The sequence below is a fragment of the Actinoplanes sp. NPDC051537 genome (genome assembly GCF_055586105.1).
On sequence record NZ_JBVJIU010000016.1, the window covers coordinates 92974 to 108450 of the forward strand.

At 70.1% G+C, this 15477-nt stretch carries 12 protein-coding genes; 11 read left to right on the top strand and 1 reads right to left on the bottom strand.

Annotation, left to right across the window (positions count from 1 at the left end; translation table 11 throughout):
- Nucleotides 1–29 precede the first annotated feature (29 nt).
- From nuoF to ACZ6TB_RS34430, 11 genes are all read left to right on the top strand, one after another.
- Nucleotides 30–1346, top strand: a complete 1317-nt coding sequence (nuoF, locus tag ACZ6TB_RS34380) for an NADH-quinone oxidoreductase subunit NuoF (RefSeq protein ID WP_465561659.1) — start codon at nucleotides 30–32, stop codon at nucleotides 1344–1346.
- The gene (locus ACZ6TB_RS34385; RefSeq protein WP_465561661.1) at nucleotides 1346–3829 is read left to right on the top strand and encodes an NADH-quinone oxidoreductase subunit G; all 2484 of its coding nucleotides are present in this window, start codon (nucleotides 1346–1348) and stop codon (nucleotides 3827–3829) included. Before nuoF ends, ACZ6TB_RS34385 begins: the two co-directional genes overlap by 1 nt.
- Nucleotides 3826–5187 (top strand): NADH-quinone oxidoreductase subunit NuoH, encoded by a 1362-nt coding sequence (nuoH, locus tag ACZ6TB_RS34390; RefSeq protein WP_465561662.1) that lies wholly within the window; start codon nucleotides 3826–3828, stop codon nucleotides 5185–5187. Before ACZ6TB_RS34385 ends, nuoH begins: the two co-directional genes overlap by 4 nt.
- 1 nt (nucleotide 5188) lies before the next feature.
- Nucleotides 5189–5779, top strand: a complete 591-nt coding sequence (gene nuoI / locus ACZ6TB_RS34395) for an NADH-quinone oxidoreductase subunit NuoI (RefSeq protein ID WP_465561664.1) — start codon at nucleotides 5189–5191, stop codon at nucleotides 5777–5779.
- Nucleotides 5776–6519: an NADH-quinone oxidoreductase subunit J gene (locus ACZ6TB_RS34400; protein ID WP_465561666.1), complete on the top strand. Its 744-nt coding sequence runs from the start codon at nucleotides 5776–5778 to the stop codon at nucleotides 6517–6519. The genes nuoI and ACZ6TB_RS34400 overlap by 4 nt, the downstream gene beginning before the upstream one ends.
- On the top strand, nucleotides 6516–6815 hold the full coding sequence (gene nuoK / locus ACZ6TB_RS34405) for an NADH-quinone oxidoreductase subunit NuoK (protein WP_465561667.1): 300 nt from the start codon (nucleotides 6516–6518) through the stop codon (nucleotides 6813–6815). The genes ACZ6TB_RS34400 and nuoK overlap by 4 nt, the downstream gene beginning before the upstream one ends.
- Before the next feature lie 12 nt (nucleotides 6816–6827).
- Complete coding sequence (gene nuoL, locus ACZ6TB_RS34410) at nucleotides 6828–8747, top strand: NADH-quinone oxidoreductase subunit L (RefSeq protein WP_465561669.1); 1920 nt, start codon at nucleotides 6828–6830, stop codon at nucleotides 8745–8747.
- Entirely contained in the window at nucleotides 8744–10282 is a 1539-nt protein-coding gene (locus ACZ6TB_RS34415; RefSeq protein WP_465561671.1) for an NADH-quinone oxidoreductase subunit M, read from the top strand. The genes nuoL and ACZ6TB_RS34415 overlap by 4 nt, the downstream gene beginning before the upstream one ends.
- Nucleotides 10283–10284: 2 nt before the next feature.
- The gene (gene nuoN, locus ACZ6TB_RS34420) at nucleotides 10285–11817 is read left to right on the top strand and encodes an NADH-quinone oxidoreductase subunit NuoN (protein ID WP_465561672.1); all 1533 of its coding nucleotides are present in this window, start codon (nucleotides 10285–10287) and stop codon (nucleotides 11815–11817) included.
- Nucleotides 11818–11824: 7 nt separating this feature from the next.
- Entirely contained in the window at nucleotides 11825–12439 is a 615-nt protein-coding gene (locus ACZ6TB_RS34425; protein ID WP_465561673.1) for a nucleotidyltransferase family protein, read from the top strand.
- A 635-nt stretch (nucleotides 12440–13074) separates the two neighbouring features.
- On the top strand, nucleotides 13075–14073 hold the full coding sequence (locus ACZ6TB_RS34430; protein ID WP_465561949.1) for a polyprenyl synthetase family protein: 999 nt from the start codon (nucleotides 13075–13077) through the stop codon (nucleotides 14071–14073).
- A 115-nt stretch (nucleotides 14074–14188) separates the two neighbouring features.
- Here the strand turns inward: ACZ6TB_RS34430 and ACZ6TB_RS34435 are convergent, their stop codons facing one another.
- Nucleotides 14189–15370 carry an MFS transporter gene (locus ACZ6TB_RS34435; protein WP_465561675.1) on the bottom strand — a complete coding sequence of 394 codons (1182 nt, stop codon included), beginning with the start codon at nucleotides 15368–15370 and terminating at the stop codon, nucleotides 14189–14191.
- Nucleotides 15371–15477 lie beyond the last annotated feature (107 nt).

The window sequence follows — 15477 nt, forward strand, 5'->3', positions numbered from 1 at the left end:
AAGACCAAGCCGGCTCGCGAGGAGAAGAAGTGACGCAGCCACGGCGTGAGGTTCTCGAGAAGCTGACCCCGGTCCTCACCAAGCGCTGGCTCTCGCCGGACGCCTGGAAACTGGACGTCTACGAGCGGCTGGACGGCTACGCGGCGCTGAAGAAGGCGCTCGACGTGCACCCCGACGACCTGATCCAGCTGATCAAGGACTCGGGTCTGCGCGGCCGCGGCGGCGCGGGCTTCCCCACGGGCCTGAAGTGGGGCTTCATCCCGCAGGGCGACGGCAAGCCGCACTACCTGGTCATCAACGCCGACGAGGGCGAGCCGGGCACCTGCAAGGACCTGCCCCTGATGACGTACGACCCGCACTCGCTGATCGAGGGCGCGATCATCGCCTCGTACGCGATCCGGGCCAACCGCGCCTTCATCTACATCCGCGGCGAGGCGGTGCACGCCGCGCGCCGGCTGCGCAGCGCGGTCCAGCAGGCGTACGCCAAGGGCTACCTCGGCACGAACATCCTGGGCACGGGCTTCGACCTCGAACTGGTCGTGCACAGCGGCGCCGGCGCGTACATCTGCGGCGAGGAGACCGCGCTGCTCGACTCGCTGGAGGGGTTCCGCGGCCAGCCCCGGCTGCGCCCGCCCTTCCCGGCCATCGCCGGCCTGTACGCGAGCCCGACGGTGGTCAACAACGTCGGCACCATCGCCAGCGTGCCCTACATCGTGCTGGGCGGCGCCGACTGGTGGAAGAGCATGGGCACGGAGAAGTCGTCCGGCCCGATGATCTACTCGCTGTCCGGCCGGATCGCCAACCCCGGCCAGTACGAGTGCGGCCTCGGCATCACGCTGCGCGAGCTGATCGAGCTGGCCGGCGGCATGAAGCCCGGGCACGAGCTGAAGTTCTGGACGCCGGGCGGCTCGTCGACCCCGCTGCTGACGGCCGAGCACATCGACACCGCGATGGACTTCGAGGGCGTCGCGGCCGCGGGCTCGATCCTGGGCACCACGGCCATGCAGATCTTCAGCGACAAGGACTGCCCGGTCTACGCGACCTGGCGATGGCTCGAGTTCTACCACCACGAGTCGTGCGGCAAGTGCACCCCGTGCCGCGAGGGCAACTACTGGATGGTCCGCACCTACCGGCGGATCCTCTCCGGCGAGGGCACGTACGCCGACCTCGACACCCTGCAGGACACGGCGGACAACATCTTCGGCCGGTCGTTCTGCGGTCTCGGGGACGGCGCGGCCACGCCGGTCATCTCGACCCTGAAGTTCTTCCGCCAGGACTACCTGGACTACATCGAGGGCCGCACCGCGCCGCGTCTGTCGGCCAAGGCTCTGGTTGGAGCTCACTGATGACCGACGTAGCCAAGAAGGCTGACACCGTCACGCTGACGATCGACGGGATCGAGGTCGCCGCCGCGAAGGGCGAGCTGGTCATCCGGGTCGCCGAGCGGATGGGCATCGCGATTCCCCGGTTCTGCGACCACCCGCTGCTCGCCCCGGCCGGCGCCTGCCGCCAGTGCCTGGTCGAGATCGAGGGGCAGCGCAAGCCGGTCGCGTCGTGCACCCAGGCGGTCGCCGAGGGCATGGTGGTGCACACCCAGCTGACGTCCGAGGTGGCCGACAAGGCCCAGCACGGCGTGATGGAGCTGCTGCTGGCCAACCACCCGCTCGACTGCCCGACCTGCGACAAGGGCGGCGAATGCCCCCTGCAGAACCAGGCGATGTCCAACGGGCGTACGGAATCCCGGTTCCACGAGCACAAGCGCGAGTACGAGAAGCCGATCCACATCTCGAGCCAGGTGCTCCTGGACCGCGAGCGGTGCATCCTGTGCCAGCGCTGCACCCGGTTCTCCGAGGAGATCGCCGGCGACAAGTTCATCGACCTGATGGACCGCTCCTCCGGCGAGCAGATCAACGTGTACCGGGACGACTTCTTCGGCGGCCGGGGCACCGGCGACGGGCAGGTCGGCGAGGGCGAGGGTGACGTCGCCTTCAACTCGTACTTCTCCGGCAACACGATCCAGATCTGCCCGGTGGGCGCGCTCACCGGCGAGCAGTACCGCTTCCGGGCCCGCCCGTTCGACCTGGTCTCCACGCCGACCGCGTGCGAGCACTGCGCGGCCGGCTGCTCGATGCGCGCCGACCACCGCCGCGGCAAGGTGCTCCGGCGCCTGGCCGGCGACGACGCGGCGGTGAACGAGGAGTGGAACTGCGACAAGGGCCGTTGGGGCTTCCGCTACGCCACCGCGAACGACCGGATCATGAACCCGCAGATCCGCGACGCCCGCACCGGCGAGCTGCGGGAGGCCTCCTGGAGCGAGGCGCTGCTGGCGGCGGCCGAGGGGCTCAAGGCGGCCAAGGCCGCCGGCGGCGTCGGCGTGCTCACCGGTGGCCGGCTCACGGTGGAGGACGCGTACGCGTACGCGAAGTTCGCCCGGGTCGCGCTCGGCACCAATGACATCGACTTCCGGGCCCGCCCGCTGAGCGCCGAAGAGGCCGACTTCCTGGCCTCCTCGGTCGCGGGCGGCGTCTCCGACGTCACCTACGACGACGTCGAGAACGCGCCGGCCGCGGTCATCGTCGGCCTCGAGCCGGAGGAGGAGTGCCCCATCCTCTTCCTGCGGCTGCGCAAGGCCGCCAACCGCGGCAAGCTGCGCGTCACCGCGGTCGCGCCGTTCCTCACCCGGGGCTTCGCCAAGCTCGGCGCCGCGCTCGTCGCGGCCGCCCCGGGCGCGGAGGCCACGATCCTGGCCGAGGACGCGGCGGTCGCCGCCGCGCTCGGCACACCGGGCGCGCTGCTGATCGTCGGCGAGCGCCTGGCCGGCGTGCCCGGCGGCCTCTCCGCCGCGGCCGCGCTGGCGGACCGCACCGGCGCCCGGCTCGCCTGGGTGCCGCGCCGGGCCGGCGACCGCGGCGCGGTCGACGCCGGGTGCCTGCCCAACCTGCTCCCCGGTGGCCGCCCGGTCACCGACCCGTCGGCCCGCGCCGAGCTCTCGCTGGCCTGGGGCGTCGAGGCCGGCGCCCTGCCCAGCCGGGCGGGACGCGACACCGACGCGATCATCAAGGCGGCCGCGGACGGGTCGCTCGGCGGCCTGCTGGTCGCCGGCGTCGACCCGGCCGACCTGGCCGACCCGCGACTGGCCGAGCAGGCGCTCGACCAGGCCGGCTTCGTGGTCAGCCTGGAGATCCGCGGAAGCGCGGTCACCCGCCGCGCCGACGTGGTGCTCCCGGTGGCCCCGGCCCAGGAGAAGTCCGGCACGTTCATGGACTGGGAGGGCCGGCTCCGCTCGTTCGGGACCGTCCTGCCGACCACGGCGATGACCGACGGCCGGGTGCTCGAGGCGATCGGGGCCCTGCTCGAGGTCACGCTGGGCACCGGCGACGTGATGGCGATCCGCCGCGAGCTCGGCGCCATGCCGGCGAGCAAGTCGGCCCGCCCGTCGCACCCGTCGGTCGCGACCGCCGCGGCGCCGAAGCCGGGCGCCGGCGAAGCGGTCCTCGCCACCTGGCACCACCTGATCGACCAGGGCTCGCTGCTCGACGGTGACGACGTGCTCAAGGGCACGGCCCGGCCGCCGCTCGTGCGGATCGGCAAGGACCTGGCCGAGTCGCTCGGTGTCGCCGAGGGTGACGCGGTCACCGTCAGCACCGATCGCGGCGGCGTCACGCTGCCGGCCGCGATCACCGACCTGCCCCCGCAGGTGGTGTGGCTTCCCACGAACTCGCCAGGCTCGACGGTGCGTCGCAGCCTCGGCGTCACTTCGGGCGCGGTGGTCCGGCTCAGCGCCGGCAAGCCGGGTCCGATCCTCGCCGAGGGGGCGAAGAACGCATGAAAGAGATGATCCTGGCCCAGGATCCGACGCTCGAGTCGTTCGAGCACACGGTCTGGTGGATCTCGCTGATCAAGCTGTTCGGGGTCTTCGTGATCCTGCTGCTGCTGACGCTCTTCACGATCAACTACGAGCGCAAGGTCGTGGCCCGGATGGCGGTCCGGCCGGGTCCCAACCAGGTCGGCCCGAAGGGGTGGCTGCAGAGCCTCACCGACGGCCTGAAGCTGCCGTTCAAGGAAGAGATCATCCCGAAGACCGCCGACAAGGTGGTCTATTTCATCGCGCCGGTGATCTCCTGTACGACGGCGTTCACGGCGTTCGCGGTGATCCCGTTCGGCCCCGTGGTCAGCATGTTCGGCCAGAAGACCGCGCTTCAGCTCACCGACGTGCCGGTCTCGGTGCTGGTGCTGCTGGCCTGCTCCTCGATGAGCGTGTACGGCGTGGTGCTGGCCGGCTGGGCGTCCGGTTCGACCTACCCGCTGCTGGGTGGCCTCCGGTCCAGCGCGCAGATGATCTCGTACGAGGTCGCCATGGGTCTCTCGATCGTCGCGGTCTTCATGACCGCCGGCACGATGAGCACCTCGCAGATCGTGGCCGCGCAGGCGAACGGCAACCAGGCGAGCTTCGACATCCTCGGCTGGCACCCCACCACGCCGAGCTGGTACGCGGTGCTGCTGTTCCCGAGCTTCATCATCTACTGCATCGCGGCCGTCGGCGAGACCAACCGGGCGCCGTTCGACCTGCCCGAGGCCGAGTCCGAGCTGGTCGGCGGCTTCCACACGGAGTACTCGTCGTTCAAGTTCGCGATGTTCTTCCTCGCCGAGTACATCAACATGATCACCGTGTCGGCGTTTTGTACCACGCTCTTCCTCGGTGGGTGGCGTGCCCCGTGGCCGATCACGTTCTGGAGCGGCGCGAACTCCGGCTGGTGGCCGCTGCTCTGGTTCTTCGGCAAGGTGCTGATCCTGCTGTTCGGCTTCATCTGGCTGCGGGCCACCCTGCCCCGGATGCGCTACGACCAGTTCATGCGCTTCGGCTGGAAGGTCCTCATCCCGGTCAACCTGGTGTGGATCCTCTTCCTGTCGTACGTGAAGGTCGCGAACAGCCACCAGTCCGACCGCACCAAGTGGATCACCATCGGCGGCATCGTGGTCGTCATCCTGCTGGTGGCCATGTTCTGGCCGGCCAGCCGCAAGCCTCGCAAGTTGTCCCTGGAGGAACAGATCGCCGCCCGCCCGCCGGGCAGCTTCCCGGTTCCCCCGATGGACCTGCAGGTACCCCCGAGCCCGCGGGCCCGCCGCGCGGTGGCCGAACGCACCCCCGCCACCGTCGGCGGCGACTCCGAATCCAAGGAGGTGTGACGTGTCGACGTTCCTCGGCTCCTTCAAGGGCTTCGGAGTGACCTTCGCGCACATGTTCCGCAAGGTCATCACCACCGACTATCCGTTCTCCCCGCCGACGCCGGCGCCGCGCTACCACGGGCGGCACATCCTCAACCGGCACCCGGACGGCCTCGAGAAGTGCATCGGCTGCGAGCTGTGCGCCTGGGCCTGCCCGGCCGACGCGATCTACGTCGAGGGTGGCGACAACACCGACGAGGAGCGCTACTCGCCCGGTGAGCGGTACGCCTCGATCTACCAGATCAACTACGCGCGCTGCATCTTCTGCGGCCTGTGCATCGAGGCCTGCCCGACCCGTTCGCTGACCATGAGCAACGAGTACGAGCTGGCCCGCGACAGCCGGCAGGACCTGATCTTCACGAAGAAGGAACTGCTGGCGCCGCTGCTGCCGGGCATGGAGCAGCCGCCGCACCCGATGCGCCTGGGCGAGACCGACAAGGACTACTACCTCGGTGCGCTGACCAACCCGGGCACGTCGGCCGGGGCGGAGCGGGCCCCGTGGGCGACCAACGAGGCCTCCGACGGCAGCGGAAATGCGGAGGCCGTCCGATGACGCACGTATCGACCGGCGAGGCGTGGGCCTTCTGGATTCTGGGCTCGATCGCGGTGCTCGGCGCGCTCGGCATGGTGATCGCCCGCAACGCGGTGCACTCCGCGCTCTGGCTGGTGCTGACCATGCTCTGCCTGGGCTTCCTGTACGTGGTCAACGCGGCGCCGTTCCTGGGCGCCGTGCAGATCATCGTCTACACCGGCGCGATCATGATGCTGTTCCTGTTCGTGCTGATGCTGGTCGGCCGGGACGCGTCCGATTCGCTGATCGAGACCTTGCGCGGCCAGCGGGTCGCGGCGATCGTGCTCGGCGTCGGCTTCGCGATCCTGATCGGCACCGGCCTGGCCCGGGCGCTCGGCGACACCCCCGCGGTCGGCCTCACCGCGGCCAACGCGAACGGCAACGTTCAGGGCCTGGCCCGGCTGTTGTTCACCCGCTACGTCTTCGCGTTCGAGGTCACGTCGGCCCTGCTGATCACGGCGGCGGTCGGCGCGATGGTGCTGGCGCACGTCGAGCGGGCCAAGGCCGACATCCACGACCAGGTCACCCGCATGACCCAGCGCTTCCGGCCGGGCAACTACCCGGGCGCCAAGGCGGGCCCGGGCGTCTACGCCAACACGATGTCGGTGGCCGCGCCGGCCCGGCTGCCGGACGGCAACGGGTCCGAGCGGAGCATCTCGCCGATTCTGCCCGTGCGTGAGCTGAGCGCCTCCGAGGCGGCTCCGAAGGGAACAGAGAAGTGACTGTCGACTACTACCTGGTCCTGGCGGCGATCCTGTTCACCATCGGTGCCACCGGGGTCCTCATCCGCCGGAACGCGATCGTGCTGTTCATGTGCATCGAGCTCATGCTCAACGCGGCGAACCTGGCGCTGGTCACCTTCAGCCGCATCAACGGCACGCTCGACGGCCAGATCATCTCGTTCTTCGTGATGGTCGTCGCGGCGGCCGAGGTCGTGGTGGGCCTCGCCATCATCATGTCGATTTTCCGTACGCGACGCTCGGCGAGCGTCGACGACGCGAACCTTCTTAAGTACTAAAGGGGCCTTCCTGTGGAACAGACAGTGGAGTATGCCCACGCGACGGGAGTGTTGGGCGGAATCTGGCTGTTGGTAGCCATTCCGCTTGCCAGCGCCGCGGTCCTGCTGCTCCTCGGAAAGCGGGCCGACAAGTGGGGACACTGGCTAGGCGTCCTCGCGGTGGCGGCCACCTTCGTGCTTGGGCTGATCTTCTTCATCAAGCTCGGCGGCCTGAACGCCGAGCACCGCTCGGCCGAGCTGAGCATGTGGGACTTCATCGCGGTGGGCAAGCTGCATGTCGACTTCGGCCTGCTCTTCGACCCGCTGTCGGGCGTCTTCGTCCTGCTGATCACGGGCGTCGGCTCGCTGATCCACCTGTACGCGGTCGGCTACATGGAGCACGACCCGGGACGCCGGAAGTTCTTCGGCTACTTCAACCTCTTCGTCGCGGCCATGCTGCTGCTGGTTCTCGGCAACAACTACGTGATGCTGTACTTCGGCTGGGAGGGCGTGGGTCTCGCCTCCTACCTGCTGATCTCCTTCTGGTACACCCGCCCCTCGGCGGCCACGGCCGGCAAGAAGGCGTTCCTGATGAACCGGGTCGGCGACGCCGGCCTGGCGGTCGGCATCTTCATCATGTTCGCGACGCTGGGCACCACCCAGTACTCGGCCGTCTTCAACGGCATCGGCTCGCTCTCCGCGACCACGGTGCTGATCCTGGGCATCCTGCTGCTGCTCGGGGCGGCCGGTAAGTCCGGCCAGTTCCCGCTGCAGGCCTGGTTGCCGGACGCCATGGAGGGCCCGACCCCGGTCTCGGCCCTCATCCACGCGGCGACGATGGTCACCGCCGGCGTCTACCTGATCGCCCGCTCGAACTACATCTTCTCGGCCAACCACGCGCTGCAGACGATCGTGGTCAGCGTCGGCGCGCTCACCCTGCTGATGGGCTGCATCATCGGCGCCGCGAAGGACGACATCAAGCGGGTCCTGGCCTGGTCGACGGTCAGCCAGATCGGCTACATGTTCCTCGGCGTCGGGCTCGGCGGCGGCGCGTACGCGCTGGCCATCATCCATCTGCTGGCGCACGGCTTCTTCAAGGCCAACATGTTCCTCGGCGCCGGCTCGGTCATGCACGGCATGCACGACCAGGTCGACATCCGGCGGTTCGGCGGCCTGCGCAAGTACATGCGGTGGACCTGGCTCACCTTCATGATGGGCTGGCTCGCGATCATCGGCATCCCGCCGCTGTCCGGCTTCTTCTCGAAGGACCCGATCATCGAGGCGGCCTTCGCCCGCGGCGACTGGACCTCGTGGCTGTACGGCTGGGTCGCGCTGCTCGGCGCCGGACTGACCGCGTTCTACATGACCCGGCTGTACTGGCTGACCTTCCACGGGCCCGAGCGCTACACCGAGGACAACAAGCACCCGCACGAGTCGCCGTACATCATGACCGTGCCGCTGATGATCCTGGCGCTCGGCTCGATCGGCGCCGGCTACCTGCTCTCGACGAGCATCCCCGACTGGCTGGAGCCGGTCACCGGGGAGGGCGAGGGCGAGCCGGTCATGGCCAAGTGGCTGATCCTGGTGCTCGGCCTGGTGTTCTCGGTCGTCGGCGCGCTGATCGCGGTCGCGCTCTTCCGCCGGGGCACGGCGCTGCAGGAGCAGCCGGCCGGAGTCGTGGTCACCGCCGCGCGGCGCAACCTCTACACCGACGCGTTCAACGAGGCGGTGTTCGAGCGTCCCGGCATCTACCTGACGCGGGCGCTGGTCTACTTCGACAACAAGGGCATCGACGGCCTGGTCAACGGCATCGCGGCCGGCGTCGGCGGCAGCTCCGGACGACTACGAAGACTGCAGACCGGCTTCGTCCGCTCGTACGCCCTCTCCATGCTCACCGGCGTCGTGCTCGTACTGGGCGCCTTCCTCGCGATCCAGTTGGGGTGGCTGGCATGAGCGACTTCCCTTTCCTGCCGATCCTGACGCTCCTGCCACTGGTGGGCGCGATCGTGGTCGGCGCGATCCCGCGGCGCAACGCCGAGCTCGCCAAGACGGTGGCGCTCGTCTGGTCGCTCGTCGTTCTGGTGCTCAGCATCTTCATGTGGATCGCCTTCAAGGTCGACGGTGACCGATTCCAGTTCCGCGATTCGTACGCCTGGATCCCCTCGTGGGGCGCCCGGTTCACGTTCGAGGCCGACGGCATCGCGCTCGTCCTGCTGATGCTGATCGCGGTGCTCACGCCGGTCGTGATCCTGGCGTCCTGGAACGACGTCGACGAGAGCAAGCGGTCGGCGCCGGTGTACTTCGCGCTGCTGCTGGCCTTCGAGTTCACGATGATCGGCGTCTTCGCGGCCGGCGACGTCTTCCTGTTCTACGTGTTCTTCGAAATCATGCTGATCCCGATGTACTTCATCATCGGGTCGTTCGGCGGGCCCCGCCGGCAGTACGCGGCGGTCAAGTTCTTCCTGTACAGCCTGGTCGGCGGCCTGTTCATGCTGGCCTCGGTGATCGGCCTGTGGGTCGTCGGCGGCCACACCTTCGACTTCACCAAGCTGATCCAGTCGGTCAACTCGATCGACCAGAACACGGCCCGCTGGCTGTTCCTCGGCTTCTTCGTGGCCTTCGCGATCAAGGCGCCGTTCTTCCCGTTCCACACCTGGCTGCCGGACGCCGGTGGCGCCGCCCCGGCCGGTGCGGCCGCGCTGCTCGTCGGCGTGATGGACAAGGTCGGCACCTTCGGCATCCTGCGGTACTGCCTCCCGCTGTTCCCGGAGGCGTCGCGCTGGTTCGCGCCGGCCGCCCTGGTGCTCGCGGTCATCGGCATCATCTACGCGGCGCTGCTCGCGGTCGGCCAGAACGACCTCAAGCGGCTCGTCTCGTACACGTCGATCGCGCACTTCGGCTTCATCGGCATCGGCATCTTCGCGTTCACGACCCAGGCCGGCACCGGCGCGGTGCTCTACATGGTCAATCACGGTCTGGCCACCGGCCTGCTGTTCATCGTGGTCGGCATGTACGTGGCCCGGCGCAACTCCAACCTGGTGAGCGACTTCGGCGGCGCCGGCAAGCTGACGCCGGTCCTGGCCGGGGTGCTCTTCTTCGCCGGTCTCGCGTCGCTCGCGCTGCCCGGCACGGCGCCGTTCATCAGCGAGTTCCTGGTGCTGATCGGGACGTTCACGGTGCACAAGGCGTACGCGGTGATTGCGACCGCGGGCATCATCCTCGCCGCCGCGTACGTCCTCTGGATGGTCCAGCGGACCACTCAGGGCACCCTGAACCCGGCCCTCGCAGAGGTGCCGGCCATGCGCAAGGACATCACCTTGCGGGAGAAGGTCGTGGTCGCGCCGCTGATCATCCTGCTCATCCTGCTCGGCTTCTACCCGAAGCCGGTCACCGATGTGATCAACCCGGCGGTCCAGGCGACCATGCAGGACGTCGGTACCCAAGATCCAGGCCCGACGGCGGTCACCGCCAATGGAGGGGCGCGCTAGCCATGGAAGATCTCAAACTTCCTGCCATCGACTACGCGGCACTGGCGCCGATGCTGATCCTCTTCGGGGTCGCCTGCGTCGGCGTCCTCGTCGAGGCGCTCGTCCCACGCCGGTCGCGCCACACGATCCAGCTGTCCCTGTCGTTCCTCGCGATCATCGCCGCGGTCGTCGTCGTCATCGCCCAGCACCACAAGCGGACGGTGACGATCGGCGGCGCGGTCGCGATCGACGGGCCCACGCTGTTCCTCCAGGGCTCGATCCTGGTGCTCGGCGCGGTCTCGCTGATGCTGATCGGCGAGCGGACGATCGACCGGGGCGGCGCGTTCGTCTCCCAGGCCGCGATCACCGTCGGCTCGCAGAAGGACCTGCGGCAGGCGGGCGAGCAGCCCGGCGCGACCGAGGTCTACCCGCTGACGCTGTTCGCGCTCGGCGGCATGCTGCTGTTCGTCTCGGCGAACGACCTGCTGACCATGTTCGTCGCGCTCGAGGTCTTCTCGCTGCCGCTCTACCTGCTGTGCGCGCTCGCCCGCCGGCGTCGCCTGCTCAGCCAGGAGGCGGCACTCAAGTACTTCCTCCTCGGTTCGTACGCCTCGGCGTTCTTCCTGTTCGGCGTGGCGCTCATCTACGGCTTCTCGGGCGGCATCTCGCTCAGCGAGGTGCACGCCGCGGTGGCGGCGCCGAGCAAGAGCCAGGTTCTCCTGTACGCCGGACTCGCGATGCTGGCGATCGGGCTGCTCTTCAAGGCGGCGCTCGCGCCGTTCCACGTCTGGACGCCGGACGTCTACCAGGGCGCGCCAACCCCGATCACGGCGCTGATGGCGGCGTGCACGAAGGTCGCCGCGTTCGGCGCCCTGCTGCGGGTGCTCTACGTGGCGTTCGAGGGCGTGCGCTGGGACTTCCAGCCGGTGCTGGGCGTCATCGCGGTCCTGACCATGCTGGTCGGCGCGGTGCTCGCGGTGACGCAGACCGACATGAAGCGGCTGCTCGCCTACTCCTCGGTGGCGAACGCGGGCTACCTCCTGGTGGGCGTCCTGGCGCTCAACAAGGAGGGCCTGAGCAGCACGATGTTCTACCTGGTCGCGTACGGCTTCTCGGTGCTCGCCGCCTTCGGCATCGTGACCCTGGTGCGCGACGCCGACGGCGAGGCCACCCACCTCTCCCGGTGGGCCGGCCTGGGCCGCAAGAGCCCGCTCTTCGCCGCGACCTTCACCTTCATCCTGCTGGCCTTCGCCGGTATCCCGCTGACCAGCGGCTTCACCAGCAAGTTCGCGGTCTTCGGGGCCGCGATCGAGGGTGGGCAGACCTGGCTGGTCATCTTCGGCGTGATCACCAGCATGCTGATCGCCTTCCCGTACCTGCGGGTCGTCGTGATGCTCTGGCTGAGCGAGCCGGGCGAGTCCACCCCGACGGTCTCCATCCCGGGCTTCCTGACGTCGGCGGCCCTGGCCATCGGCGTGATCGCCACCCTGGCGCTGGGCGTCGCCCCGGCCCCACTGATCGACCTGACCCGCGACGCGGCCCAGTTCGTCCGCTGATCTCGTGATGTCCGAGGGGCCCCGGTCGCCACGGCCGGGGCCCTTCGTCGTCCGTGGAGACGAGCTGGCCGGGATCGTGGGGGAGTGCGACTGGTTGCTCGGGGTCCTGCGGGTCGTGCGCGACGCGGGTCTGCCCGACGCCTGGGTCGGCGCCGGGGTGCTGCGCGATCTGGTCTGGGGCCGGCGCTACGGCACCGGGTTCCGGCCCGCCGAGGTTCGCGACGTGGACGTGGCGTTCTTCGACCCGGACGATCGTCGCCGGGGACGCGATCAGGTCGCCACGGAGCTTCTGGCGGCGAACGGTCCCGGCGTGCCGTGGGAGGCGACCAACCAGGCGGCGGTGCACACCTGGTACCACGAGGAGTTCCCGGGCGGCCCGGTCGAGCCGTTGGTCTCGACCGCCGACGGCGTGGCGACGTGGCCGGAGACGGCGACCGCGGTGGCCGTCCGTCTCGACTCCGGCGACCGCGTGCACGTGTGCGCGCCGCTCGGCGTCGACGACCTGCTGGACGGCATCTGGCGGCGCAACCCGCGGCGGATCGGCGTCGAGCCGTCCCGGGCCCGGCTGGCCCGGCGCGACCCGGGTCGGCGCTGGCCCGGGGTGCGCGTGATCACACCCTAGGCCGAGCATGCGGCCGTGGCCGGAAATGATCGGCTCGGGCGGCATGGTGGACGCAGGGTGGGGCCGACGTGATGGGTGTTCCGCCGGGACGGCGGAGCATCTCGGGGACCTGCAGCGAGGTCTGGGTACGTGCGCGGGGTCGGGCGGGGAATGCCGTCCGCGGCAGCGCTGGGCGGTGGCGATGTGCCGCGGTGGCGGCGCGCCGAGCGATGGCGGGCGGCGGCGCTGGGCGGTGGCGATGTGCCGCGGTGACGGTGCGCCGGGCGATGGTGGGCGGCGGCGCTGGGCGGTGGCGATGTGCCGCGGTGGCGGTGCGCCGGGCGACGGCGGGCGCCGGGTCCGGCCCGAAGCGTCGAGCCTGGCCCGAGGCGCTCGACCGGTCGGCGCTCCACCTCGGACGGGGCGCCACGCATGCCGGGCCGGGGCTGCTGGTCGGGGTGACCATCCCCGGGAGTCGCGCGCCTCCCGGACATGGCGACCAGGGGCGGCGGTCAGCGGCTGGAAATGATCAGGCGGGGGACGGTGCTCCGGGCGTACGGGCGCGGGAATTCGATTTTGATCTTGTGACGGAGACCCCTGGGACCGGAAGCGTGAGGCCGGTATGGCATCGTGAAAGTGTGGTGAGCACCGGTGACATGACGCTGTCGTCGCTCGGCCTCGACATCGACCCGGAGGTCGATGCGTCGGTCACAGCGACGCTGGCCGCTGTGGAGGAGGCGCTACGGGCCAACGTGGCCAGCGCCGATCCGTTGGTGGCCGAGGCTGCGCGGCATCTCGCCGATGCCGGTGGCAAACGGTTCCGTCCGCTTCTGGTGGCCCTCGGGGCGCAGTTCGGCGACCCGCAGTCGCCCGAGATCATCGCCGCGGCGAACGTGGTGGAGCTGACCCACCTCGCGACGCTCTACCACGACGACGTGATGGACGAGGCGCCCGTCCGGCGGGGCGCGCCCAGCGCCAACTCCCGCTGGGGCAACTCGGTGGCGATCCTGGTGGGCGACTACCTCTTCGCCCGCGCCGCCGACATCGCCGCCTCTCTCGGGCCCGAGGCCGTCCACCTGCAGGCGCGCACGTTCGCGCGGCTCGTGCACGGGCAGATCGCCGAGACCGTGGGCCCGCGCGACGCCGACCCGATCGAGCACTACCTGCACGTCATCACCGAGAAGACGGCCTCCCTGATCGCCACCTCGGTGCGCTTCGGCGGCATGTTCTCCGGCGCGCCGGCCGAGTTCGTCGAGGCGCTCGCGGGCTACGGCGAGATCATCGGCATCGCGTTCCAGCTCTCCGACGACCTGCTCGACATCGCGTCCGAGTCGGTGCAGTCGGGCAAGACGCCCGGCACCGACCTGCGCGAGGGTGTGCCGACGCTGCCGGTGCTCTACGCGCTGGCGGGCGACGACACCGACGCGTCCGCGGTGCGGCTGCGCGAGATCCTGGCGACCGGACCGATCACCGACGACGCCCTGCACGCCGAGGCGCTCGGGTTGCTGCGCGACTCGGCGGCGATGAAGCGGGCCCGCGAGACCGTGCGGACCTACGCCGAGGAGGCGCGCGCCCAGCTCGCCCCGCTGCCCGCGGGGGAAGCCAAGCGCGCGATGGAGGCGCTCTGCGACTTCATCGCCGACCGGACGAGCTGAGCCTTCTGCTTCCCCGCTGAGCAGGCGGGCCCGGCTTCATTGGCTGAGCAGGCGGGCCGGCTTCACTGGCTGAGCAGGCGGGCCGGCTTCACTGGCTGAGCAGGCGGGCCCGGCTTCACTGGCTGAGCAGGCGGCTTCCCAGCAGCATCAGGGCGGCCGCGCTGACCATGGCCACCGCGGCGACGATCCACATGGTGGGGTACCCGGACACGGTGGCTACCGCGCCGAGGCCGAGCGGTCCGACGCATCCCCCGAGGTAGACGCCCGTCTGGGTGATCGACGTGGCGGCGGCCGGCGCCTGTGGGTGCAGGCGCACCACGGCGAAGTTCATCAGGCCCGGCCAGGACCAGCCGAGGCCGAAGCCGAGCACCACGCCGGCGACCAGCGAGATCGAGCCGGGCACGGCGAGCAGTGCGAGGCCGACCGCGCCGCAGGCGAGCAGCCCGGCGATGACGCCGACCTGACGGCCGGGCCGCCGGTCGGCCTGCCAGCCGCCGATGATGCGGGCCGCGACGCAGACGGCGCTACCCAGCGTGAGGGACAGTCCGGCCGGGCCGGGCGCGATGCCGCGAGCCACCGCCGAGTCGACCAGGAACGTGCCGAGGGCGTTGGCCGCGGCCGCCGCGAGGGTGGCAGCCAGCCCGACGACGACCAGAGCGCCCCGCCTTTGCCCACTATTTCGCGAAATAGTGCTGTATTCGCGGTCGATCGGCACGAGAGGGATCGCCAGCAACGCCAGGAGACCGCCCAGGACGAAGGCCCACCGCCACCCGATGGTCAAGGCGACCACCGGGACCGCCGCGCCCGCCAGCAGCGTGCTCACCGGGATCGCGGCCTGCTTCACGCCGAACGAGAGACCCTGCCGTCCCGGGGGCACGTGCCGGGACAGGCTGGTGTTGCTGGCGAGCTGCCCCATCGCGTTCGCGCCGGCCCCGAGGGCGAGGATGGCGATGAGGCTCCACAGTGCATGGGCGCCGATCGCGATCCCCAGCATCGAGGCGGCCGCGAGCACGATGCCGTACTTCGAGATGCGCGCGGCGCCGTACCGCTCGACGAGCGCGCCGGCCGGGATCGACGCGAGCGCGCTGGCCCCGAAGTAGGCCGAGACGGCGAGGCCGAGGCCTGCCGGAGAAAATCGAAGATCATCACTTACTTGTACGGCGAGACCGCCCACGAGGAAGACCGGGAACGCGACGGCGACCGTCGTGGTGAGCGCGCCCGTGGCGGCCCGCAGGGGACGGGCCACGTTCACGCTGGTCGATGCGTTGCGGCCCTCGGGGATCGTGGGTTCGGCCATCCGTCGCAGACTAAGCCCGCAGAATGCATCCGAGCGCGTTGAGTGCAAATGACCACACGCCTCGTGCAAATCGATCGTGATCCACATGGCTTTTGGCATTCCGTCGG